Source organism: Herbaspirillum sp. SJZ107 (assembly GCF_006715485.1).
Classification (GTDB): domain Bacteria; phylum Pseudomonadota; class Gammaproteobacteria; order Burkholderiales; family Burkholderiaceae_D; genus Telluria.
In genome coordinates this window covers 496,015-520,072 of sequence record NZ_VFNH01000004.1, presented here as the reverse complement: position 1 = coordinate 520,072, position 24,058 = coordinate 496,015, and the positions used below count along the sequence as shown (strand labels likewise).

Below are 24,058 nucleotides of genomic sequence, written 5' to 3'. Positions count from 1 at the left end.
GCCTCAGACGTTGGCCGGCGTCGATGCCGCGCTGCGCAGGCGCGCCGTTGCCTCTGCATCGGCATGGCCATCGGCGCCGACGATCACGCGATAGGCGGCCTCTGCCTGCTCACGGCTGACATAGCCTTCGCGGACATCATGCGCCACCAGTTCGGGATCGCGTTCGGCCGGGTCGCCGAAGCCGCCACCGCCACCGGACAGCATCTTGTAGGCGTCGCCGCGCGCCAGGCGCACATTGAAGATCTTGGCGTTCGCATGGCTCTCGTCCCACACCCCATCCTTCCGGATACCGATGCCGTTGCCTGCCGCCTCATGGCCGCCATCCAGGCCCCAGGGTTTGCAGTGCACGCGATCGATACGCGTGGTGACGGTGAATGGCGACAGCGCCTGCACAACCATCTCCGCGCCGAGGCCGCCGCGCTGGCGCCCCGCGCCCGCGCTGTCCTGGCGCAGGCGGTAGCTTTCGACCAGCACCGGGTATTTCGCCTCGAGCTGCTCGCTCGGGCTGTTGTGGGTATCGCCGTCGTTGATGCACACCGTGGCCGAGACGCCATCTTCGCGCGACTTGGCGCCCCAGCCGCCGCCCAGAGGCCCGATGCCGACGATGAACAGGCGACCGTCCTCGGGCGAGATGCCGTGGATGTTCGGGAACACCAGGTCGGCGTGGTGACCGGCGATCGCGCGGTCGGGAATGGCGGGCGCGAGGGCCTTGAAGATGGTGTCGATCACGGTCATCGGGAACGTCATCCACACCCGCATCGGAAAGGGCCGCTCGGCGCTGATCACGGTCCCCATCGGCATGATCACCTTGAGGGGTCGGAAGCTGCCGTCGTTGACCGGGTAATCGGTCGGCGTGGTCAGGCATTTGTACGCGACCTGGGCGCATGCGATACCGGTCGTGAAGCCCGAGTTGTAGAAGCCGCGCACTTGCTTCGCCACATCGGTGAAATCAACCGTCATCCCGTCGCCTTCGACAATGACCTTGACCCGGATCGGAATGCGCTTGCCGACTTCCAGGCCATCGTCGTCCATGTACGATTCGGCCTCGTAGACGCCGTCGGGAATGGTCAGCGTGTTGGCACGCGCCAGTGCCTCCGAGTGATCCATGATCTGCACCACCGACGCACGCACCGCCGGCCAGCCATAGCGCTTCACCAGTTCCAGGTAGCGGCGCTCACCCGTGGTGATGGCCGTGATTTGGGCCCGCAGGTCGCCCATCGCGCGTTCGGACAGGCGCACGTTCATCGCGATGATGTCGACCAGGTCCTGGTTCACCACGCCTTCCTTGCGGTATTTGACGATCGGGATCTGGATCCCTTCCGAGTAGATGTCGGTGGTGATCTGGCCGAGCGTGCCCCCGACGTCCAGCCAGTGGGCCATGCAGCAGGTGAAGCCGATCAGCTCGTCCTCGTGGAAGACCGGCATGGTGAACGTGAAGTGGTTCAGGTGGCTGCCCGTGGTATAGGCGTCGTTGGTGACCAGGATGTCGCCCGGCTTGATGTTCTCCAGGCCGAAGTGGCGGATCTTCGCTTTTACGGTCTCGCTCATGCCGCGGATGAACATCGGCAGGCCCAGGCCGATGGAGATCGAGTCCCCTTCGGTCGTGAACAGGCCCACGGTGAAGTCGAGCGCCTCGTAGATGATCAGGTTGTAGGCGGTGCGGGTGAGGTTGGATTTCATTTCCTCCGTCACCGCGATCAGGCCGTTACGGATGATTTCGACGGTGACGGCGTCGACGGTGTTCGATGCGCCGGCAGTGCTGGCTGCGTACTCTTGGGTTTTCATTACAGTTCACTCCCGATGGAAATTTGCAGGTTGCCAAAGACGTCGACGAGCACCTTGTCGCCAGGCTGCACGACCGTGGTCGAGGCGTGTTCTTCGACCAGGGCCGGACCGGCGATACGGTTGCCGCTGCGCAGCAGGTGCCGTTTGTAGACCGGCGTGGCGACAAAGCCGTTGGCGGAACGGAAGTACACGTCCTTATGGGCACGCAAAGCTTCTGCAGGAGGGGTTGTGCTGCCTTCCTCGACAGCATGGCGGGGCGGCTTGCGCATGACGCCCAGCACCGTGACGCGCAGGCTGACCAGGTCCGCCGGCTCGGCCGGCGCCGAGGTGCCGTAGCGCACGGCGTGGACCGCATCGAAGCGCTGCTTGATCGCGGCACGGTCCTGGCGCACGAAGAAGTCCGTCGGCAGGTCGACGGCAACCGCGTGCTCCTGGCCGACATAGCGCATGTCAGCGGCGCGCTCGATCACGATCTCTTCCGGAGTGACTGCGGACTGCGCCAGCGCGGCCCGGCCTTCGGCCTCCATCCCGGCGTAGATCGCTTCGATGTCATCGAACGACACGTCGTCGAGCTTGCGGAAGACCGAGCGCACGTAGTCGTAGCGCAGGTCGGAAAACAACATGCCATAGGCAGAGAAGTAGCCGGGTGCAAACGGGATCAGGACTTTGCGGATACCGAGTTCGCGGGCGATGGCCGACGCATGCAGCGGACCGGCACCGCCATAGACCACCATCGTGAAGCTGCCGGCGTCCAGACCGCGCTCGGTGGTCACTGCCTTGACTGCATGGGACATCGAGGTCACCGCAATGCGCAGGATGCCATCGGCCGCCTTCACCGGATCGATATCGAGCGGGTCGCTAATCTTGACCTGCATTGCCCGGTAGGCATTGTCCTTGTCGAGCAGCATTTCGCCACCGAGGAAGTTGTGTTCGTCGAGGCGTCCCAGCAAGAGGTTGGCGTCGGTCACGGTCGGTTCGGTACCGCCGCGCTGGTAGCACACCGGGCCCGGGATCGAGCCGGCGCTTTGCGGCCCCACCCGCAGCGCATTGCCCACTTCCAGGCGAGCGATGCTGCCCCCACCGGTGCCGACCTCGAAGATGTCGATCATCGGAATCTGGATCGGCAGGGCCTTTTCATAGCCGCCGATCAGGGCGCTGCTGCTGGTCAGCGGCTTGCCATCGTTGATGACGCCGGCCTTCGCGGTCGTGCCACCCATGTCGAACGCGATGGCATCACCCAGGCCCAGTTGCGCGCAGATGGCCTGGGCGCCGATCACGCCGGCAGCCGGCCCCGATTCGAGCATGCGCACGCATTCGCGACGAGCATGGTCCAGCGGGAACAGGCCACCGGTAGACTGCACGGCATAGAAGTCGCCCGGGAAGCCTTGCTGCTCCAGGTGCGTCTCGAGTTCGCCAAGGTAGGCGGACACGCGCGGGCCGACGTAGGCATTGGCGGCCACGGTCGAGACGCGTTCGAATTCGCGGTATTCCTGCGACAGTTCATGCGAAGCGGTGACGAAGACGCCAGGAATCTCCTCGCGTACGATTTCACGGACGCGGATTTCGTGAGCGGGGTTGCGGTAGGAGTGAAGCAGCAGGATGGCGACCGCGTCGACACCCTCGGCCTTGAGCTGGTGCGCGAGGCCGCGCACCGCCTCTTCGTCGAGCTTGTGGTACACGCTGCCGTCGGCGAGCAGGCGCTCGGGCACTTCGAAGCGCAGCGAGCGGCGGATCAGGGGCTCGTGCTTGGAAAAGAACAGGTTGTATGCGTCGGGACGGTTGACGCGCCCGATTTCATAAATGTCGCGGAAGCCCTGCGTGATCAGCAGCGCAGTCTTGGCGCCGTTGCGCTCGAGCAGCGTGTTGATCGCGATGGTCGAGCCGTGCAGGAACAGGCCGCCGTTTTCCACGTGGGCACCGGCACTGTCCAGCGTGTTCTGGATGCCGTTGACCAGTTGGCCGTGGGTTGACAGCGCCTTGCCGAAGGACAGTTCGCCCGTCTTTTCGTTCAGGATCGCCAGATCGGTGAAGGTGCCGCCGATATCGACCGCGATCCGCAAGTGACCGGTTCCGGGCGTCGGGGTCGAGTTTGTTTTAGTCATGCTGATGTCTCCTCTTGGGTACGATGGTCGGCTTAGGCGGCCGTGACGGTATTGCGTAGCAGGCCCACGCCACTGATCTCCACCTCGACCGTATCGCCGGGTTTCATGTAGAGCGGCGGCTCGCGGCGGTCGCCGACGCCGCCGGGCGTACCGGTCGCGATCACGTCACCCGGACTGAGAGGGGTAAAGCGCGACAGATAGGAAATAATGACGGGCAAGGTGAAGATCAGGTCGGACAAGGACGCATGCTGCATCACCTGGCCGTTCAGTCGGGTCGTCAGCACGCACTGTGTGATGTCACCCACTTCGTCGGCCGTCACCAGCGCAGGGCCAAAAGCACCGGTGCCGGGAAAGTTCTTCCCTGGGGTCCATTGATGGGTATGACGCTGCCAGTCGCGGACGGTGGCATCGTTGAAGCAGGCATAGCCGGCCACATAATCCATGGCATCGGACTCTTCAATGTCCTGCCCTGCCTTGCCGATGACGACCGCCAGTTCGCCCTCGTAATCGAATTTTTCCGACTTGCTGCCCGGGTACAGCAGCCCGGCGCCGTGCGCCGTCAGGGAATCCGCGAAGCGGACGAAGATGGACGGATACTCGGCATCTGGCCGCTTGGTCTCGGCGACATGCGATTTATAGTTCAGGCCGACGCAGAACACCTTGCGCGGATTGTTCACCGGCGGCGTCAAGGTCACGTTCGCCAGCGCGAGCGGCTCCGACGCAGCGGTAATGGCTTCGCGCAGTCCAGGCAAGGCCGCGCCATCCAGGACCGAGCGGACGTCCGGATAACGCTCCAGAAATGCCTTGCCAGGATTAATGATCTGGTCGCCGGACAGCACGCCATAAGCGGCTTTTCCATCGATTTCGTATGCCACGATTCTCATCTGCGAGTCTCCTCTGATTTATTGACCAATCGATGGGTTCGGTTGGTTGACCAAGTGTAGGTTGTGTTAGGCTATGCCAGAATATATCTGTCGGACATTTCAGCTATGCCTAAAAAAGCAAGTCACGATGATGCGATCGATTATTCGGCGTGGAAACTGTTTATCGTGGTGAGTGAACTGGGCAGCCTGAGCAAGGCGGCAACAGCGTACGGAACGACACAGCCTCACATCAGCCGCCAGATTGGCGAACTCGAGCGTGAATGCGGGGGACGCCTGTTCGTACGCACCGGGCGCGGTGTGACCTTGACCGAACTTGGGCGCCGCATTGCGCCGCGTATCCGCGGATGGATTGCCGATACCGACCAGCTGACGAACGATATTCGTGCCACGGCCGGGACGCCGGTTGGGACGGTACGTATCGGCATACTGCCTTCCACAGCCCATCCGATGGCAAGCACCCTGTTTTACAGGCTGAAGGAACGCTATCCGCTGATCCAGCTGATGCTCCGTGAAGGACAAGGGGCCCAGCTGGAAACCTGGCTGGAGAGCGGCGACGTGGATCTGGCGATCCTTTACCGTCACAGCCCGGTCCCGAATCATGGCGATATCTACCTGACGCAGGTGCCAACCTATCTCGTGGGTCCGGAAGGGGATGGGCTGACACGGAACGCCGTAGTGCCATTCAAGGCGCTCAACGGTTTGCCGCTCGTGATGTTCTGTCGGCCTAGCTCGTGGCGGGACCAGTTGGATCAGCTGGCCAAGGAGCACGGGCTTGCCTTGAATGTTGCGGCCGAGGTCGATTCATTGGCATTGCAGACGCGTATCGTCAGCAATGGGGGCATGTATGCCCTGCTCGGACCCTACGCGATTGCCGGCGCCAGCAAGTCGGTGCCGCTGCAGTCCGCTGCCATCGTTGAGCCGCAACTGTCACGATATATCGCGCTGGCGATCTCGCAGCACGGACCGCTGACGCTGGCGGGCCGCACCGTGAAGCAATTGATTCAGGATGTTGCAAAGGAAATGACAGAAGGTCCACTTACTGTGCCCATCGGCTGAGCACGAACAGGCACACGGCAAACTTTATCTGATGATCAGCGAAACGGCAGCAGCGCCACCAGGGTCAGGCGCCAGTCGACGACAATGAACTTGACGCCGGCCCACCAAGCGCGTCACACGTACGCGTCGAGCTTGCTGATGCTTGGTGCGAATCCGCTCTACGTCGCAACTCAACTCGGCCACGTCGATACAATTTTGGTCTTTCGTACCTATGAACGCTGGATTGCCGCTGGCCTGAACAATGACAAACGGCAGCGTTTGCTGCGGTTGTGTTCGAGAACAGATGCCAGCTGCCGAGGACTTTCCTCGCTTCGGATAAACAGACCGTGGTCACGTCATGTGAGCAAATGTATGGATTTCATCATGCCCCATGTTTGATACCAATAAAATCTTTTGCTTGGCACTATCTGTCAATGCCCGAAATTGTCAGTCTGGCCAATAAAAAAGCCCCTGCAATCAGGGGCTTAGTAAGTGGAATGCCTAGCAAGCCGAGGCATTTCAGGGGCAATAAATAATTCGCTTGAATGATCAACGGCTTTTCAAGTTTCTCTTTTAATTCAGTCACTTACTGAATTTCTGTCACTCCCACTCTATTATAAATGGCCGAGGCAAGTGTTTGAATTGGCAAGCCTTTTGCTGCCCGTTTGGGGCAACTACCATGGGCGGTACCATAGAAAGTGCAGCGACCTTGACCCAGCAGTAATGGGCATTGGCTAAGCATCGCCCTGACACGCTCTCCCTTTGTGCCGCTGAACTGCATACAGTATGTAGGTGAGCTTAGTTAGAACATGTCAGCGCCGGCGGATTGGCATATCGTCTGGTCAAACCGCTGCTGCTCTCGTCGGCGACCAATGTGAAACTGCCAACTAGTTGGCGTAACTGTTGAGCCTGCTGCTCCATTGCCGCAGCGGCCGCGCTGGCCTCCTCGACCAAGGCCGCGTTCTGCTGGGTCGCACTGTCGATTTCGACGATGGCGCAGTTGACCTGGCCGATACCGTCTTCCTGCTCGCGGCTGGCAGCGCTGATCTGGCCAATCACGTCGCTGACCCGGCGTACACTCTCGACCACGCTCTGTATCGTGCTGCCAGCCTCGCCAACCAGGCTGCTACCAAGGCCGACCTGGTGCATAGAATCGTCGATCAGCTGCTTGATTTCGCGTGCTGCGCTGTTGGCGCGCTGGGCCAGGTTGCGTACTTCTCCCGCTACCACCGCAAAGCCTCGCCCTTGCTCGCCGGCCCGGGCGGCTTCTACCGCCGCGTTCAGCGCGAGAATGTTGGTTTGGAAGGCAATACCTTCAATCACGCCGATGATATCGACAATGCGGCGCGCCGCGCTGTCGATCGCGCTCATGGTTTCCACCACTTGGCCCACCACCTCGCCACCGCGCACTGCGACGTTTGAGGCCGACTGCGCCAGCTGGTTGGCCTGGCGGGCGTTGTCGGCGTTCTGCCGGACGGTCGAAGTCAACTGCTCGATCGAGGAAGCGGTTTCCTCCAACGAGCTGGCCTGGCTCTCGGTGCGGCTCGAGAGGTTGCTGTTACCGGCGGCGATCTGGCTGGCCGCGGTGGCGATGGAATCGGTGCCGCCGCGAACGTTGCCGACAATTTGACGCAGGCTGTCGCGCATACTACGCAGGGATAGTTTGAGCTGGCCGGTTTCGGTGCGATCGTCCGGCGCACATTCAATTTCGGCGTCCAGCCTGCCTTCGGCGATGCGGTAGGCGAAGCTGATCGCATCGTCGAGAGGACCGCGGATCGAGCGCGACAGCAGCAGGCCGCTCCCGATCACTACCAGCGCTGCCGCCAGTGCGCTCAGCAAGATGCGCTGCTTGGCCTTTGCCACCGTATCATCGCCGGCGATCCGCGTCGTTTCCGATGCCTGCTCAATGCGCTCGCTGAGGTTTTCCATACTTTGCTCGAGCTTGTGGAAGGTAACCATGAATGCCGGCTGCGCCTGGCGTGCTGCCGCCACGTCCGACATTGCCAGCGCCACCATTTTCTCAGCACCGTCAAGGTAGGGATCGATGTCCGGGCGGACTTGCGCTATCGCCTGGCGAACGGCCGGATCGGCGGTCTTGTCCAGGCTGGCCATCAGCTTGCGGAACAGCGCGATGTGGGCGGTGGTGTCGCGTTTGATCGCATCGCGTTCGGCGGCATCTTCGCTGGCGCCAGCTAGCAGGGCCGCAAGCACGTCGGCACGCAGCGCATCGTGTAACTGATCGGCCCCCATCTGATCCTTGATCGCGCTGCCGTTATCGGTAATCGAATCCATGGCCGCATCGAGTTCACCGACGCTACGGTAGCCGATTGCGCCGACCAGGATTACGAAGATGATCGCACCCAGGTTCGAGGCCAGCAGGCGCAGTTTGATAGTAACGCTCTTCATGTCTTCCTCGATTGCTGTTACATGCGTACCGACAAGCCGATTGCCACGCTCAGGTCGGGCGTGCGGCGGTTCAAACCATGCATCAGCAGGAAGTCGGCCTGGATATCTTTGTCGATCAGGTAAGTCAGGCCGGTGTCGAAGCTGGCCTGGGTGCCACCGGACGATGCGCGTGCGATCTGCGGCGCTGCCAGCTCAACGAAGCCCCGCACGCGCTCGTCGAATTCCTTGCCAACGGTCGCGGCCAGGATGCCATAACCATAACGTCTGTTGTCATCACCTCGGTCAACGGCGACGCCCGGCATGATGCCGAAGGAAAGGTCCTGAGCCAGATCCCATTCGGCGGCTAAACGCAGCGACGGCCGCACACCATGGCCGCGCAGCTCGCGGCTACCGCTGGGCAAGTCCGCATGCAGCAGTAACCCGAGCGAGGCTTGCCGGTCCTGTTGGTCCGCAAGGTGCCATTTCACGCCGACCGCGCTATCCGCATAACCGGCCGTGTTTGCGCGCACGCCGCTTGAAGAGGATGAAGCATGGACGACGGTACGACCATCCGTCTCGATGCGCAGCTCGGTGCTTTCGCCCACGCCAATGCGAAGCAGCGTTGGGGTACTGAAGGTACGCTCACGGCTGGCGTCGCTGCGCTGGCGGTCCCACTGGACGCTGGTTTCGAGCTGGACCCGGCCCCTGCCGACGACTTGGCTGGATTCGACGAAATCCGGACGGTCGGTGGAAATAGTGTCATCTCCTGCGGCATGCACACAGCCACAGAACGTCAGACATAACACGGCGAGAATACGGGAAAACGGGGCTACGTGGACCATGATCGGTGTACATGTTGGAAACATGATTAGTATCCATGAGCACGCATAGCCAGTCGAGCAACGAATAAATTTCCACATAGAAATAAGACCGAATCACAGTCAACTGTATTTACTGCGCAACAATTCATGACAACATGACATCATGCGACCGACATCCACACGCAGTCCAGAGCATTCAACGGCGGCATGTACATGCTTCGACGAGGAGAAAGCCAAGTTGAGCGACCTACCGCCTAGGCGGTGATCGCAATACCTGGTTCGATCACTGGCCAGAGGCTCGGGCACTCACCCAGGGGCGTCGGTAAGAGATTGAGGCGAGTCATGCGCGCCCGCCGGTGCCAAGTTTTTGATCAGAAACGCGAGACAGGCATTTGCGGGTAGCGGCCGGCTGTACAGAAAGCCTTGGACGATGTCGCATTGTTCGCGCCGTAGCAGATCACGCTGGGCGGCCGTTTCGACACCTTCGGCTACGATCTTGAGCCCCAAGCGGCGTGCGGTCGCCATCATGCCCTGCAGGATGGCCAGGGTACCGTCACTTTCCAACATCCCGACCACGAATGAACGGTCGATCTTGATTGTATCGACCGGGAAGTCCTTCAAGTAGCTCAGGCTCGAATAGCCGGTACCAAAATCGTCCACGCTGATGGTTGCCCCCAACAGTTTGAGTTCGTTCATCAGGCGTGCCGCCAGAAGCGGGTCCGCCATCGATCCACTTTCGGTCACTTCCAAGTCGAGCAAGTCCCCGGGCAAGTCGTGACGCCGAAGCATGTCGGCGATTGCTTGCACCAGGCCCACGGTCGTAAACAGGCGACTCGACAGGTTGACGGCCATGGTCACCGACTCGATGCCGAGCGTCCTCCAGCGTGCCAGTTCCGCGCAGGCCTGATCGATGATCCAGAGACTCATCGGGACAATGAGACCATTCTGTTCGGCGAGCGGAATGAATTCGCCGGGACCGACTACCCCTCTTGTCGGATGGCGCCAGCGCACGAGGGCCTCGACGCCGATCACGCGTTCGGTCGCCAGGTCGAGTTTTGGCTGATAATGCAATTCGAGTTCGCCATTTTGGATGGCACGTCCAAGATCATGTTCCAACAGGTAATTCCTGGCCCAACCGGATGCTCCCGCAGAAAAAGGCTGGAGTCCGCCCTGGCCAGTCTGCTTGGCTTGGCGTACCGCCATGCTGGCCGCGTTAAGCAAGGTGTCCACGTCGCTGCCATCTGCGGGGAAACGGGAAAAGCCGATACCGCTGGTGACACTGATCTGCCGTTCACCTACCTGCAGACTGAATTGCGCGACTTGCCACACACGGTCGAGGCGGACCGCGAGGTCGTCGCCGCTAACGCATTGACGCAACAGGACGGCGAACGTGTCGCCACCAACGCGTGCCACCAGATCGCCTTCGTCGACCGCTGTGCGCAGGCGCCGGCTCAACTCCACCAGAACAGAGTCGCCAGCACGATGTGTCAGTGCGCTGTTGATTCCACCGAAATTGTCGACATCAATCAGTACGACTGTCGCCAACGCATCCTCGTCTTGCCAGACCGGCATGGCTTGCCGCATCCGTTCCTCGAGTTGGACGCGGTTGGGAAGACCGGTTAGGAAGTCGCGCGTCAACACGCTGCCCAGTTCGTCTGTCAAAGCCGAGATCCCATGTTCGTCCTTCGAGTATAGGAGCGCAGTAGACGCCAGCGCCACTTGTCGCAGCCGGATCAGTTCCTGCGCCATGTGGGCCAGGCCAGACAGAATACGCAATTCACTTTCCGTGAGGCTGCGCGGTATCCGGTCCAGGACGCACAGCGTGCCGATCGCGTGCCCACCTGGGCCAAGCAGTGGAACGCCGGCATAGAAACGAATATGCGGGTCACCGGTCACCAGCGGATTGCGGGCGAAGCGCGGGTCCAGCGTGGCGTCCGGTACAAGCATGATGCCATCGAGCCGAATGGCGTGGGCACAGAACGAAGAAGATCTCGGCGTCTCCTCGATGTCGAGCCCTTGTCTCGACTTGAACCATTGGCGCTCCTGATCGACCAGGGAAACCAGCGCCATCGGTACTTTAAGCGCATCGCAAGCTATCCGGGTGATATGGTCGAACGTCTCTTCCGGCGGCGTGTCGAGCAGCCTGGTCGCGCGCAGCGCAGCAATCCGCGCAGGTTCGCTGGAAGCGCCCACGTGCGCCGTGGGGAATGAGGTACACAATGAAGAGGAGAAGACCATATCAACACAGCCGCGCGGCTGATCTTATTGCTGCCAGTCGGCAGGGTGGGCACAGATAGAGAGATCGTTTACCGGGTAAGAATATTTTGGCGCGCATCGGGGGAAAGGCGTCTTGCCAACGGCGTTTGCAGCCTATGGTGCGCTACCAGCGAGCATGTTCAACTACGTGTCAGGTATTCTTCGACGGCATCTAATGGCATCGGCTGTGCGAACAAGTAGCCCTGCCCTTCGTCACAACCCATCCCCTCGAGCTTCCCCATCAGTTCAGTTGTTTCGATCCCTTCCGCAACAACCGAAAGGCCCAATGCATGTGCCATATTAACCAGCGCCGCAACGAATCCAAATCCACTGGCATCCTGATTGACGAAAGAACGATCGAGTTTGAGTATGTCGACCGGCAGCTGCCTCAAGTACGACATGCTCGAATACCCCGTACCAAAATCATCAAGCGATAGCCGGATACCTTCCTGCTTCAAGCGACGCAGCATGTCTCCTGATTGCCCAAGGTCGACGATCAGCGCGCTTTCCGTCACTTCCAACTCGATCGATGCTGGATCGACGTTCGATGCCTCCAGCGCATGCAGCACTTGTTCCACAAACGAATGCGAACGCAGTTGGCGCGCAGATACATTCACGGACATCCGAAGATCAAGACCAAATCGAGCGTTGAGCATCTTGACCGCATGGCAGGCTTGCAGGAGCACCCATTGGCCGATGGCTTCGATATGGCCGCGCTCCTCGGCTAGTGAAATGAATTCGAGCGGCGAGATTTGCCCGAGTTCCGGATGATTCCAGCGCAGCAGTGCTTCGAGCCCCAGGATCCGCTTGGTACGCAGATCCACGCGTGGCTGATAATAGACTTCGAATTCGTTGAGCTCGAGGGCTTTGTTCAGAGCCATCTCGAGCGTCAGCGCCCGCTTGGCCTCGACACACATCGATGGATCGTAGAACGCAAAGCCGCCCGTACCGGACGTTTTCGCCTTATACATCGCCGTATCTGCGCTCTGGAACAATTGTTGTGTTGTCACGCCCGGGGAGGCAAGGCAGATCCCGATGGATGCGCCCACGCACATCTCGAGGCCATCTGCGTAGAAAGGCGCCTTCAACTGGCCAAGCAGGCGCTGCGCTATAGCGGTCGCAGCTTCACGGCCGGTGCAGGACGCAGCCACCACGAATTCGTCCCCGCCCAAGCGTGCGACGACATCCCCGGGTCGCATGCACTGGCACAAACGTTCGCTGACTTGCTGCAGCAAAAGGTCGCCGGTTGCGTGCCCCATAGAATCGTTGATCTCCTTGAACCGGTTCAGGTCGATGAAGAAAATGGTGGCCAGGCCAGCCTGACTTGTGCGCTTGAGCATGTCGTCGACCCGGCTATTGATCCAGGCGCGGTTAGGAAGGCCAGTCAGGCTGTCGCGCGTGGCGAGTTCTTCGAGCTTCGCTTCCGCGGCCTTCCTTTCGCTGATGTCGTGGAAAAATACGGACAAGCCGTCGGCATAGGCATAAATTCGTTCGCTCAACCATACGCTGTTCGGCTCGTAGAACGCTTCAAAACTGACACTCTCGCGCGTCGCCATGGCCTCGCGTAGATGGACGCCGATCGGAGACTCCGCCAAACCAGGCGCCACATCCCAAACCCGTCGCCCCAGGACGGCATCCCGAGTCGCCCCGACGAATGCCGCCGCACGCTGATTGACATACGTGATGTGCCATTCCGCGTTCACCGAAAAAAACCCGTCATCGATACTGTCGACGAGCGCAAGCTTCTCGTTTGCCAGATCGCGCAATTGGCCGCGCATGGCCTGTTCCTCGGTAATGTCGCGCGAGACCATCACGACTCCCTGGCTACGACCGGTTACCGGATCGATGACGGGACATGCCTTGGTGGCAAGTGCAGCGTATTCGCCCACGGCGTTGCGTTTGCGGACCTCGGTCACAAGCGGCCGCGCGTTGGGCGACACCAGGTAGAGGAGCGCATCGTGCGCGGAAGCGCGATCGTCGGGATGTAGAAATTCGATCACAGGGCGGCCTACCATCTGCTCCGGCTTCCATCCCATCAAGCGAGTGTAGGACGGCGAGACGTGCAGGTAGCGTCCGTCTGGTCCGCTGTGCGCGATCAGGTCATCGCTGTGTTCGATAATCAGGCTGGACTGACGTGCCTTGCTTAACGCATCGTCCAGTGCCCGACAGTGGACCGTCAGGTCGACAATGGCGCCGGAATACCCTACTTCGGTTCCAGTCCCCTGCGGCAAACCTGTAACAAGCACCCGGTGAGCGTGCCCGTTGGAAGCCGTGATATCCAACTCGACACAAAATGATTGGCCCGGAATGAAAGCGGCAGGGCATCGGCTCTCGTGCTCAACGCTCACTTGGGTCATCCAGTCTTGCAAACACTGCCCCGGCACAATACCTAGCAGGCCAGGATGATCTTCCAGCAAAAAGCCAAGGATACCGTCGCTGTCGGTGGACCATACGGCATTGAGGAGCAAAAACGTATTCTTGTACATGGCGTTAACGGGCATGGGGCTGCATGAAGTGTCGGCCTTCTGAAGCGAATGGAGAATCGCGCGCGGGGATTGGGCAAACGGACACAACAGAATGCCGGAGGCATACGTGCAATGCGTGCAAGACGTGGCACGCTGAAATTAGAAGATGCGCTTGTAAGGCACCTTTGTACCAGACCACAGTAACAAAAAATGTTCCATGGGGCAATTTTTATTGGTATCTTTCGAACCCCGTGTATCGGAAACGCACACTGCCGTGAATCGCTGGACCTTGAGATCGCATGGAACGAGACGCCAGGACGACGCTTACAGCAGGTCAACGCCGAAGGAATCGTTGCCGGCTCAGCGCGTGGCCGCCCCATAGCCAGCTTCGAACTCGGCGATGGGAAGCGGTTTGCCGAGCAGGTAGCCTTGCAGCAGGAGGCAGCCGCGCCATCAGGAAGTCACGCTGCTCGCAGGTCTCGATGCCTTCGGCCACCACGTCAAGGTCGAGCGTGCGTGCCAGCGCCAGGATGGCGTCGACGATCGCGCCGGCATGGGCCTCGCCCGGCAAGTCCTGCACGAAGCTGCGGTCGATCTTCAGTTCGGTAAGCGAGAAACGCTTCAGGTAGGCGAGAGGGGAAGTCCTATTCAAGAATGATAGCTACCTTCGTTTCCGAGAAAATGCCCCCAAAAGTGCCCCCAAACCTTCCCGCTGGGCGACATGGTGCAGTCACTACCAAACGTGGATTGCTGCCACTTCATTGATGCTGTTGCCAACGTTCCGCAATCACGTGTCCGCCCCTTAAGAGGTATCGAATTGCCTCCACTACTCTGCCGCACAATGTTGATCCATAGACCAACACTAGCAGCAGAGTTGGAGTTCTCTAGCAAGACACATGTGTTCAGGTCCAGATCGCTGGCTTCTGCACGTGCCAAGTCATCCGCTGCATTAATCAACAAATACACGCTCATTCGCAGCTCGTCCGATGTGCCACGAACGTCCATATCGTCGGTAGTCGTAGAAAGGACCGCGCCGCCTGCGTCAGGTACTTCAAGCTAGCCGACAATACGCATAAAGACTACTAATCTTAGATGATAGCTTCTAGTCCAGCGCGGCCCAGTTCGGGGCATTTGCGTGATCTACCAGCACTAAGCTTGTCACCAAATATGCTGGTAAATCTTTGAGCAATTTGACGAGACATTGATCAAGGTCAAACGCATGCCATGTAGAGCGCGCAATGTAGATTGATGAACCGCAGATCAGACCGTCTTACAGCTTTACTCATCGATGCCGCTATCCACGCTGCCGCTTCCCATGGCGCAGTTAGCGCGGCAAAAGAATTGGTGGACGCGGGCGTTACTTGGTCAGTCATTATGCGAGTACTTAACAGGCCAAGTGAACGGCGAACATATTCCAGGTCTGTGGCAGCGGATCTTTGATCAAATTTTTAATTATCCAGCATGCAATGTCGAGTTGAACTGACTTATGTCAACAGTCCGCTATCGACCCGTTGCGGACGTTCGCAACTCAACCATACTGTAGCAATTTAGACGACCCTACGATCTGAGTTGCGACCCTATCGTGGATTAGCGTTTATTGCGAAATTCTTGCTCGAGTCCGGTACAGTTCTTTTGTGTACACCCGTACCAAACGACATCCTCGAATGAGCAATTTGCACCGAGGTTGTCTTTAAGAAACTCACAATTGTTGAAGTTGCAGTCTATGAACTTCGAGCCTGAAAAAGCGGTGCCTCTAAAGGTGCAATTGTGGAAGTCAACTTCAACGAAGAGCGCATGATTGAACAGTCCCCAGTACCATTCGCAGTTTTCAATTTTGCACGACACGAACACCGAGTCAACATCGCCGCCTTCTGTGTTAATTCCAGTGAATTCGGTGTAGCGGAAGACATGATCCGACCAACCGACAGGTTTAGTAAGGCGTCCTTGAAATTGCTCAGATTCAAATAACATATACCCAGTCTTTATGGCGACATATTGGGCGGCAGCGCTTCGACGCACTGCCAGTTTCAATGTCCGCTCCTGGCCGATTGCGGACGGTCGATACGGATCAGTGTACTCGGCTGTTGCCTGCTGAGCAACTAAAAGGTTTTGTTAAGCGTTCTAAGGGAAACGCCTTTGTTAGGAAAACCGCGACTGCGGATTTTTAATTCGACACAACCCTTCTGGCCACTGGCGCCCATTAGCAACTCGGAACGGCGTTCCAGTCATGTGCTTTGGTTGTTCGGTTATGGCTAACGGCACAGTTGGGAACGTCACCTTTCACATGGCTTCAAGAAATTTGGAATGGAAAGTTTCCGCTGGCAATGGGCTGCTGATGATGTAGCCTTGAATGCTGTCGCATTCGGTCGTCTCGAGCATGGCACGCTGTTGCGTTGTTTCAACGCCTTCGCAAATGACAATTAAATCCAGCGACTTGCCCAAGGCGACGATACCTTTGATTAGCGACAACGCGTTCATGTCGGTTGTCAGCCGGGTCAGGAAGGACCGGTCGATCTTGATGGCGGTAACAGGGAGCCGGCTGATATACGACAAGTTCGAATAGCCTGTGCCGAAATCGTCTAGTGCGATCCGGAAACCCATTTGCTTGAGGTCCGACAGCAGTTCCGCCGATGCGTCAAAATCCTGCGCCAACATACTTTCTGTTACTTCGAGCTTAATGTCCTGTGCACGAATTCCATACCGCTCGATTGCTTCCGCCATCATCCTCGTCATGTCACGACTAGCCAACTGCCGCGCAGATACGTTGATTGACATCTGCAGCGTATGACCGTTGTCTTGCCACTGTCTTAACTGGCGGCACGCCTCATTGAACACCCAATCGCCCAGTTCGATGATGAGTGGCGATTCCTCCGCAATGTCTAGGAATGCGGCGGGGTACAGTAGACCAAACTCCGGATGTTGCCAGCGAACGAGCGCTTCAACGCCCACGACTTTGTCACTGCGCAAACTGACCTGGGGTTGGTAATGCAGCAGGAATTCGCCAAGATGAAGCGCCTGCAGCATATCCTGGCGCAAGCGGCGACGCCTCAGGTTCCACTGGTCCATCTTGGCGTCGAACAGCGTCAGGGCGTGCCTGCCTTTCGACTTCGACACATACATGGCGGTGTCTGCCTGGTTGATCAGGTCGTCGGCAGTGATCCTGCCGTCATGTGTAATCGAGACGCCAATGCTTGCACCTAGCGTGATGTCGCGTCCATCGACCGTCATCGGCACAGCGATGCATTCCAAGACCCGTAACGCAAGATCCTTGGCCACTGAGTCAGTGCAGCGGGACACGATGATGACGAATTCGTCACCGCTTATCCTAGCTGGATAGCAGGTCTTGCTACAGAAGCCCGACAATCGGCTGCCGATCTGCTTGAGCACCTCATCACCCGCCGCGTGACCGAACGTGTCGTTAATTTCCTTAAAGCGATCCAGGTCGATGAACAAGGCTGCAATGCCGCCTTCGCTGGACCCAGTGCGAAGAAGTTGGTTGAGCATATGCAGGCCGGCGATTCGGTTCGGCAGGCTGGTCAACGCGTCATGCATGGCCCTGTATACTAGGGTCATTTCGTGTTCCTTGCGTTCAGAGATGTCGAGCAGGAATATCGTCAGCCCGTCGCCGGAAGGGTAGACGCGAGCCTCCAGCCACCTTCCGGCCGGTGCATAGTAGGCCTCGCATTGGCCGAACTGCTGCGTGCGCATCACACGATGGTACGTGTCATGGAATTCGCTCCCAATTGCCTCCGGTACCTCATCCCAGAAATTCTTTCCAACGAGAACGCCTGCGGGCCGGTTGAGCCATTCGCTCGCCTTGTCATTGACATAGGTGCAATTCCACCTCCGATCGAGCGATAAACAGCCTTCCGTAATCCTCGACAGGATCGCCGCGATCTGCGCGTTGGCGCGCATGACTTCACGTTCGGCGGTGCGCCTGGCCGTGATGTCGCGGCCGACCAGCAGTAGGAGACCAGAATCTTCGGTACGGGTTGCGCTCCATTCGATTAGTACCCTGGTGCCGGCTCTGCAGGTAAACTCCGCGTTAAACCGGCTGGGTTGGCTTTGCGCTAGCAGCGCCGTGACCTTTTCCTTGGCTTCGACCAAGCGCTCCGGTTGGAGGAACAGTGCAGCATTACGTCCGATGATGTCATGCGCCGGCCACCCGGAGACGGCTTCGCAGGCGCCGCCAGCGTGGACGATCCTCAGGTCCGGCGCGATTTTTAGATAGATATCGGGCGACGTATCGATGAATGCCTGTTTTTCCTTGAGCGCTTGCACGAGCTCGGTTTCAACAGTGACATCATGTTGGATGGCTACGAAATTGATGATCGTGCCATGGGTATCGGTGACCGGAAACATGTAGATGCGAGCCCAGAACATCTCACCATCTTTGCGATAGTTTCGTAATGTAACTTCGCATGGCCTGCCCGCAAGAATAGCATTGGCAAACGCCACTCGGCCCGGCTGGTCCCGGTCATCATTTTGGAACATCCGGCAGTTTCGGCCAATGACTTCGTCGGCGCGGTATCCAGTAATGACTTCGAAGGCAGGGTTGACGAGGACCATCGGGTTGTCGGGTGCCCGCGCGTCCGTAATGATGATCGGAGAGCTGCTGAGCTGCAGCATGGCACGAAAAAACCTTTCGTTATCGCTGTATATGCCGTCGAAATACATCTCTCAACCTTTTTTTATCTGGTTCCTGATACTAACGTCAGTACAGGCCAACTCCACACACAGTAGAGAAACGTTCAGAGGTTGACCCAGTCTCGATATCTCAAGTACCGATGTCGATGACGAGCTTCCAGGCATGCCGAAACGGTTTGATCGTCAACGCAGTCGACGGCATTTGCGCTCGTAATTCACCTGCTGTCCGCGTCTGCCGCATCGGTGGAAGTTGGTGACGCCGCCATGGGAACGGTGCAGTTCAAGAGAGTTGCAACAAAAAGCCATCGGTACATGAGACTTTAAATGTGGCAATGGCGTTGGTCTTACCCGGGCAAACGGCCGAGACAATCACGGAAAGTCACCGAACCGTCTGGTGAATTGATACCGGGGGTGAGTAGAGGTGGTTGTGACCACCGTCTTGTAGTCGCTCCAGGCTCCCACATATCTGATTGAGGTCAGCATCGCTGATTTGGAGGTCAAGCCAGCGGTCCTCAGCAATGTGGCATGCCGTAGGCCCTGCGCCGAGTCTGCGAACCCTGGTACTCTGCAATAGCTCATCATACGGCGTAGGGCTTCCCCTAGTGTCGGCAGCAAACGCCTGACCATCCCTGACAACTACCATCGCGTAGCTTATCGGCTAACCGATGCAGTCCTTCCCCTTCATCAAACAGCACTGGATCTCCGCTGTTTGAACTTTGATACGCATGGGAATCTCCTTGCCAGACTTAATAGTTGACGAAAGTCCGCTTCTGGCAGAACCCGGCCGTTCGGTGCAGGATTGCAGGTTGCCGTCCAGGACAAGTCACAAACGATTACAAGCGGCCGCAGCCGAGCCACAGCAGACCTCGTTAGACCTCGTTAGATTCTTCGCTCAAAGGCAACCCTCTGGATTCACATGCGCTCCGCCAGATGATGATCGAAAGTAGACAGAGCACTTTCGATTGTTGCCTTACCGATATTTACGAAGAAGCAAATAAATCGAACTAGGCGAGTACAAGGCGCGCTGGCGCAAGGGCACGCGGCGCAACCGGGGCCGCCGAAGCTGTCGTACCGCCAGAAAGGCGGAAGGTGCTCACCAGGGCCTCTAGCTGTCCAGATTGTTCCTGCAGTGCTTGCGCTGCGGCGGCGGCTTCCTCTACCAGCGCCGCATTCTGCTGGGTCACGGTGTCCATTTCCGTGACCGCCTGGTTGATCTGTTCGATGCCGGCTTCCTGCTCTCGGCTTGCGGACGTGATCTCCTCCATGATGTCGGTCACCCTCCGCACGCTTGCGACGATCTCATCCATGGTCGAACCGGCTTCCTGCACCAGGCGACTGCCCTGGCCGACCTTATCGACCGAGTCGCCTATCAAGACCTTGATCTCCTTGGCCGCACCGGCCGATCGTTGAGCCAGGTTGCGCACTTCGGATGCCACCACGGCAAAGCCACGGCCCTGCTCGCCAGCACGAGCCGCTTCGACGGCTGCGTTCAGTGCCAGGATGTTGGTCTGGAAGGCGATTCCGTCGATCACGCCGATGATGTCGACGATCTTGTTGGCCGATTCGTTGATCGAGCTCATCGTGCTCACCACATCGGCGACCACCGCGCCGCCGCGAGTCGCCACGTCCGAGGCCGACATGGCCAGTTGGTTGGCTTGGCGTGCGTTTTCCGTATTCTGCTTGACCGTCGAGGTCAGCTCTTCCATCGAAGAAGCGGTTTCTTCAAGAGCGCTAGCTTGCTGCTCTGTACGGCTGGACAGGTCTAGGTTGCCAGTCGCGATTTCGCTCGATGCGGTGGACAGGGTCTCGGTGCCGCTGCGTACCTGGCTAACGATGGTCTGCAGCGACGTGTTCATCTCATTCAGCGCGGCCAGTAGCTCGCCGGTTTCGTCGGTCGAGTCGACCTGTATCCGGCTGGTCAGATCGCCGGCGGCAACCGTCTTGGCGACGTACAACGCGCGGCGCATCGGACCGGTGATCGAACGCGTAATGCACATGCCGATGGCTGCGGCGGCGACCACCGCCAAAGCGGATACTCCAATCAGCAACAGGCGCGCCTGCTCGAACTCGGCCTTGCCGGCCGCCTGCTCGTCCTGGTTGCGCTTAATCTGGGCGTCGATCATTTCGTTGATGGTCTTTTGCCATGCCTTAGTCGCCGGGATGACGCTGGATTTCATGAGGCTCGTGCTGTCGTCGTTCTTATTTTCCCTGCCGAGTTGCTGCGCCTTGGCGATGAGGGGCGCCGCGACCTCGCGAGCGCTGGCAATCTTGCCCAGGTGCGCACGCAAATGCGGCTTGACGATCATTTTGTCCAGCGTCGCTACCGCGCGGTCATAGTCCTGCCATGCGGCATCCACCGTCTTCGCCAAGCTGTCCATGCCTGCTTCATCCGTCGTGAGGATGATGTCGCGCACGCCGATGGCGATCCGACGCTGGGCATCGCGCAGCTCGTTAGCGCTCTCGAGTTGGACGTTGTTGAAGTTGACGATCTTGTCCATTGCGGCGTTCAGCGAATTCATGTTCGTGAGACCGCTTATTGCTACCCACGCCAGCAGAGCCAGCATCAGGCCAAAGCCCAGTGTGAGACGCTGGCCGATCCTCATGTTTTTCAGCTTCATTTCTAGATATTTCCTTGTTGTCGCAGAAGACGTGACCGGCAACGCAATAGCTGGAGCCGAGGCCTTCCTGGGTAAGCGCGTCGCGAAGGCGCATCGGGTACTCGGAGAGGTCCGCGCGAAGTCGTATGGGGGAGCTGTAGTGCAGCAGAGCGATGGCAGGGCGTGGGCCAAGCGCTGTCAAGAATTCTATGACAATGAGAACTATTCTAGTACTACATATCGTACAAAACCATCAATAGGTTTCCTTGTGGAAAATATCCAACGGTCAGCGTGCTCAGTCTCTGCTGCTATTGCTTATGTAGCAGCCAGAATGTCCTGTTAGTAGTTCTAAGTATAAACTGTCCGCTCCTTGCCGATTGCGTGCTCACGGCTACTTCCGCTTCCGACTCAGAGCAGACGTAGCGAACAGACCAATTAAGTCGCCAATGAATGGTGTCCGTACATTTGCGAGATGCTGTTTCTACATGCCACTTCGGGAACTTTACCTCGAGTTACAACTTTCAGTCAGCACCGTCGTTTGCATTGAAATACAGCAACAGAGCGAGCGCTCCCTAGCGGCTGAAAACATGAGCGTTATAGGCTTTGCCCGTCGAATCGAAGTCTAACGCTAGATCTCAATATCAATCCCAGGGTATTTGCGCTCCCGACCGAGACGATAAACAAAGCCGGGTTTCTTGACCTCATTCGAACCCCGATATCCTATTAACGTACACTGTGGGAATTCATGATTCTCGTAAATTGCTTGGCTTTTTGAAATCAAAACGATGGCTTCTGCAGGGGGAATACGCAGATCCGTAGATTCGATTGACAGGTTCTGAGCGTGAGCCCATCCACAACAAAAAACTACCAGCGCAAAAGCTAATTGGCGCATGCGTTACCCTAAATGTTTGCGAGGACACTGCAGCCCAATAACGCAGGGGCCAAACCAAAGAACACAGAAGGTCTTTTCGGCAACCACAAAGGACCGTAGCTTTCCTAACGATCAAAGATCCTACAGGCATCGCGTCTCTGCCGGTTCACGAAACCACTAGTCTGTGTCCGCTCCTGGCCGAACGCGGCCGTTCGGCTCAGGATAACATGTTGCTGTCGAGGAGAAGTCACGGAGTGTCACGACCGACCGCAACCGACCCTAAGCTGCCATTGCCGTGGTGGCGCGACGCAAAAGTCGTGCGAGAACTAGTCAGTAAAGTGGCACGTGAGAGCCAAGTTTGAGACAACGCAGTGCGACCGAAGTCTGGATTCTTCGCACATTGTCGTCGTCGCTAAAAAGCCGCTGCGTTACATTTTCGAAATCATTCATCGTTGCCGCAGTGATTACCAACAGGAAATCAGCCTCGCCAGTAATGATGTAACACTGCTGAACGGCCGGCTCGGCCATGATGCGTTGACGCAGTCGCTCTGTACGTTGGGGATGCTCGTCGTGCACGCCTACTGCCACTGTTAATGTCAGCGGACGGCCAAGCCTGCTGGCATTGAGAACGGCGACCTCGGCGCGAATGACGCCGCTTTCCCGCAGCCGCTGGACCCGACGCTGAATCGCAGGCGCTGAAAGATTGACTGCCTTGGCAATCTCGCGCTGTGAAACCGTATTGTCGCGTTGCAGAATGTCCAGAATAGCCAGGTCGAAACCATCCAAACCAACCGAAACAGGTCGTGTCATAGGTGAGCGAAAGTTGCGCTAGATAAGTGAAAGGAGAGTCCGAATACCGGTGATATCGCACTAAGATTTCGTGATGCCTACACATAAATTTACCACGGTGCTGCCAGCACTGGCGATTCTCAGTTCGATTACTTTCCTCGGACTTGGTACGTCGTTGGCGAAGCACACATTGTTCCCTCTTTTTGGCGCGCAGGGTACAACTGCCATCCGCGTCGGCTTTTCTGCGATTCTGCTTCTTGTCATCTGGCGTCCATGGCGCTACGGCCTATCTGGGCCGGATGCTATCCGGCTAGTGTGCTACGGCTCCGCAATGGGATTAGTTACCCTTAGCTTTTATCTGGCTTTACGTACGATTCCATTCGGCATCGCTGTCGCCATAGAGTTCGCCGGGCCGCTGACGGTAGCGTTGTTCTCGTCACGCCGACCGCTCGATTTTGTCTGGGTTCTGCTAGCGATGACAGGCCTGGGCTTACTCCTTCCACTCGGAGACACGGCCCATTTTGATCGTGCTGGGGTCATGTACGCCTCGGCGGCTGCAGTATTTTGGGCAATTTATATTGTTGCCGGCCGGCAGATGAAGCACTTTCATGCAGGGTATTCGGTGTCGTCGGGGCTGGCTGTGGCTGCGTTGATTGTCGTGCCTGTCGGCATACCACATCTTGGAAGCACACTGCTGTCGCCCTGGATATTTGCCACGGCCCTCTGTGTCGCAGTAATGTCCAGTGCTGTGCCATTTACGCTGGAAATGATTGCGCTGAAACGGCTTCCACCACAGGTGTTTGCCATCATGATCAGCATGGAACCAGCGGTATCTGCAATGCTTGGCCTGGTACTGCTGAATGAGCAACTAAGCATCACGCAATGGCTAGCCATTGGTCTTGTGGTTGTCGCGTCGGCTGGCAGCAGCGTTCAGGGACAGCACGAGAATAGCATGCACGCCACTCAGGAAAAGTAATTTTGTAAGCTTCCAAGCATGATTACCGGTAACCGTCACAGGCAGGTTACGACCCGAAGCGGTCATTCAACTAGGAGGTAAGAGCCAGCAGCCCATGCACGCTAAGCTATCTTTTCCAACTGCTCGGTATCTTTTTATCCGGCCATTGACTATCTGCCTTCTGCTTGAACTCACATAATTCGGGTTGAACAATTGCACCTGACTGTATGCCTCTGCAGTCCCATATCATTTTCCCTCGATGGTCAAACTGATCCCATGCATAGTCATAATCGACTGGATCGGAGGGAGCAACTGGTGTTTTTGGCAGGGAAGCGGCATCAGGCGCAGCGGGCTTTGGTTTCTCTTGGCCGTATGCAGTCGACACAAACTGTGTAGCGAAAACCAGGACGACGAACCATAATCTCATTTCATCTCCGTAAAGTGTATGACCCTCGGCAACCAATGC

14 protein-coding genes are annotated in these 24,058 nt (G+C 58.0%); 2 read left to right on the top strand and 12 right to left on the bottom strand.

Annotation, left to right across the window (positions count from 1 at the left end; genetic code table 11):
* Positions 1-3: 3 nt before the first annotated feature.
* Genes FBX97_RS25225 through FBX97_RS25215 form a run of 3 tightly spaced genes read right to left on the bottom strand, consistent with a single transcriptional unit; the run spans position 4 to position 4,771 of the window.
* Positions 4-1,785, bottom strand: coding sequence for a hydantoinase B/oxoprolinase family protein (locus tag FBX97_RS25225; RefSeq protein WP_141837889.1), 1,782 nt, complete (start codon positions 1,783-1,785; stop codon positions 4-6).
* Positions 1,785-3,887 (bottom strand): hydantoinase/oxoprolinase family protein, encoded by a 2,103-nt coding sequence (locus tag FBX97_RS25220; protein WP_141837887.1) that lies wholly within the window; start codon positions 3,885-3,887, stop codon positions 1,785-1,787. Before FBX97_RS25220 ends, FBX97_RS25225 begins: the two co-directional genes overlap by 1 nt.
* 32 nt (positions 3,888-3,919) lie before the next feature.
* A complete protein-coding gene (locus tag FBX97_RS25215; protein WP_141837885.1) occupies positions 3,920-4,771 on the bottom strand; it encodes a fumarylacetoacetate hydrolase family protein in 852 nt (283 codons plus the stop codon).
* A gap of 105 nt (positions 4,772-4,876) precedes the next feature.
* Here FBX97_RS25215 and FBX97_RS25210 point away from each other — a divergent pair, with 105 nt between their 5' ends.
* Entirely contained in the window at positions 4,877-5,827 is a 951-nt protein-coding gene (locus FBX97_RS25210; RefSeq protein ID WP_255517630.1) for a LysR family transcriptional regulator, read from the top strand.
* Between the two features lie 777 nt (positions 5,828-6,604).
* Here the strand turns inward: FBX97_RS25210 and FBX97_RS30430 are convergent.
* From FBX97_RS30430 to FBX97_RS25160, 9 genes are all read right to left on the bottom strand, one after another.
* The gene (locus FBX97_RS30430) at positions 6,605-8,212 is read right to left on the bottom strand and encodes a methyl-accepting chemotaxis protein (protein ID WP_141837884.1); all 1,608 of its coding nucleotides are present in this window, start codon (positions 8,210-8,212) and stop codon (positions 6,605-6,607) included.
* A 17-nt stretch (positions 8,213-8,229) separates the two neighbouring features.
* Positions 8,230-9,057 (bottom strand): transporter, encoded by an 828-nt coding sequence (locus FBX97_RS25200; protein WP_255517629.1) that lies wholly within the window; start codon positions 9,055-9,057, stop codon positions 8,230-8,232.
* A gap of 261 nt (positions 9,058-9,318) precedes the next feature.
* Complete coding sequence (locus tag FBX97_RS25195) at positions 9,319-11,250, bottom strand: bifunctional diguanylate cyclase/phosphodiesterase (RefSeq protein ID WP_141837882.1); 1,932 nt, start codon at positions 11,248-11,250, stop codon at positions 9,319-9,321.
* Positions 11,251-11,408: 158 nt separating this feature from the next.
* Complete coding sequence (locus FBX97_RS25190; protein ID WP_185748745.1) at positions 11,409-13,754, bottom strand: bifunctional diguanylate cyclase/phosphodiesterase; 2,346 nt, start codon at positions 13,752-13,754, stop codon at positions 11,409-11,411.
* A gap of 313 nt (positions 13,755-14,067) precedes the next feature.
* Positions 14,068-14,385, bottom strand: a complete 318-nt coding sequence (locus FBX97_RS25185) for an EAL domain-containing protein (protein ID WP_370457344.1) — start codon at positions 14,383-14,385, stop codon at positions 14,068-14,070.
* A gap of 935 nt (positions 14,386-15,320) precedes the next feature.
* The gene (locus FBX97_RS25175) at positions 15,321-15,764 is read right to left on the bottom strand and encodes a pentapeptide repeat-containing protein (RefSeq protein WP_141837876.1); all 444 of its coding nucleotides are present in this window, start codon (positions 15,762-15,764) and stop codon (positions 15,321-15,323) included.
* 249 nt (positions 15,765-16,013) lie between these two features.
* Positions 16,014-18,410 (bottom strand): EAL domain-containing protein, encoded by a 2,397-nt coding sequence (locus FBX97_RS25170; protein WP_141837874.1) that lies wholly within the window; start codon positions 18,408-18,410, stop codon positions 16,014-16,016.
* A gap of 974 nt (positions 18,411-19,384) precedes the next feature.
* Positions 19,385-20,998 (bottom strand): methyl-accepting chemotaxis protein, encoded by a 1,614-nt coding sequence (locus FBX97_RS25165; protein ID WP_141837872.1) that lies wholly within the window; start codon positions 20,996-20,998, stop codon positions 19,385-19,387.
* Between the two features lie 1,180 nt (positions 20,999-22,178).
* Entirely contained in the window at positions 22,179-22,658 is a 480-nt protein-coding gene (locus FBX97_RS25160; RefSeq protein WP_141837870.1) for an Lrp/AsnC family transcriptional regulator, read from the bottom strand.
* Between the two features lie 73 nt (positions 22,659-22,731).
* Between FBX97_RS25160 and FBX97_RS25155 the strand changes: the two genes are divergently transcribed.
* Complete coding sequence (locus FBX97_RS25155) at positions 22,732-23,613, top strand: DMT family transporter (protein ID WP_141837869.1); 882 nt, start codon at positions 22,732-22,734, stop codon at positions 23,611-23,613.
* Positions 23,614-24,058: the final 445 nt, after the last annotated feature.

Bases quoted from the DNA above. Each gene is read 5' to 3' on its own strand.
- FBX97_RS25225 (WP_141837889.1), bottom strand. From the start codon at position 1,785: ATGAAAACCCAAGAGTACGCAGCCAGCACTGCCGGCGCATCGAACACC.
- FBX97_RS25220 (WP_141837887.1), bottom strand. From the start codon at position 3,887: ATGACTAAAACAAACTCGACCCCGACGCCCGGAACCGGTCACTTGCGG.
- FBX97_RS25215 (WP_141837885.1), bottom strand. From the start codon at position 4,771: ATGAGAATCGTGGCATACGAAATCGATGGAAAAGCCGCTTATGGCGTG.
- FBX97_RS25210 (WP_255517630.1), top strand. From the start codon at position 4,877: ATGCCTAAAAAAGCAAGTCACGATGATGCGATCGATTATTCGGCGTGG.
- FBX97_RS30430 (WP_141837884.1), bottom strand. From the start codon at position 8,212: ATGAAGAGCGTTACTATCAAACTGCGCCTGCTGGCCTCGAACCTGGGT.
- FBX97_RS25200 (WP_255517629.1), bottom strand. From the start codon at position 9,057: ATGTTTCCAACATGTACACCGATCATGGTCCACGTAGCCCCGTTTTCC.
- FBX97_RS25195 (WP_141837882.1), bottom strand. From the start codon at position 11,250: ATGGTCTTCTCCTCTTCATTGTGTACCTCATTCCCCACGGCGCACGTG.
- FBX97_RS25190 (WP_185748745.1), bottom strand. From the start codon at position 13,754: ATGTACAAGAATACGTTTTTGCTCCTCAATGCCGTATGGTCCACCGAC.
- FBX97_RS25170 (WP_141837874.1), bottom strand. From the start codon at position 18,410: ATGTATTTCGACGGCATATACAGCGATAACGAAAGGTTTTTTCGTGCC.
- FBX97_RS25165 (WP_141837872.1), bottom strand. From the start codon at position 20,998: ATGAAGCTGAAAAACATGAGGATCGGCCAGCGTCTCACACTGGGCTTT.
- FBX97_RS25160 (WP_141837870.1), bottom strand. From the start codon at position 22,658: ATGACACGACCTGTTTCGGTTGGTTTGGATGGTTTCGACCTGGCTATT.
- FBX97_RS25155 (WP_141837869.1), top strand. From the start codon at position 22,732: ATGCCTACACATAAATTTACCACGGTGCTGCCAGCACTGGCGATTCTC.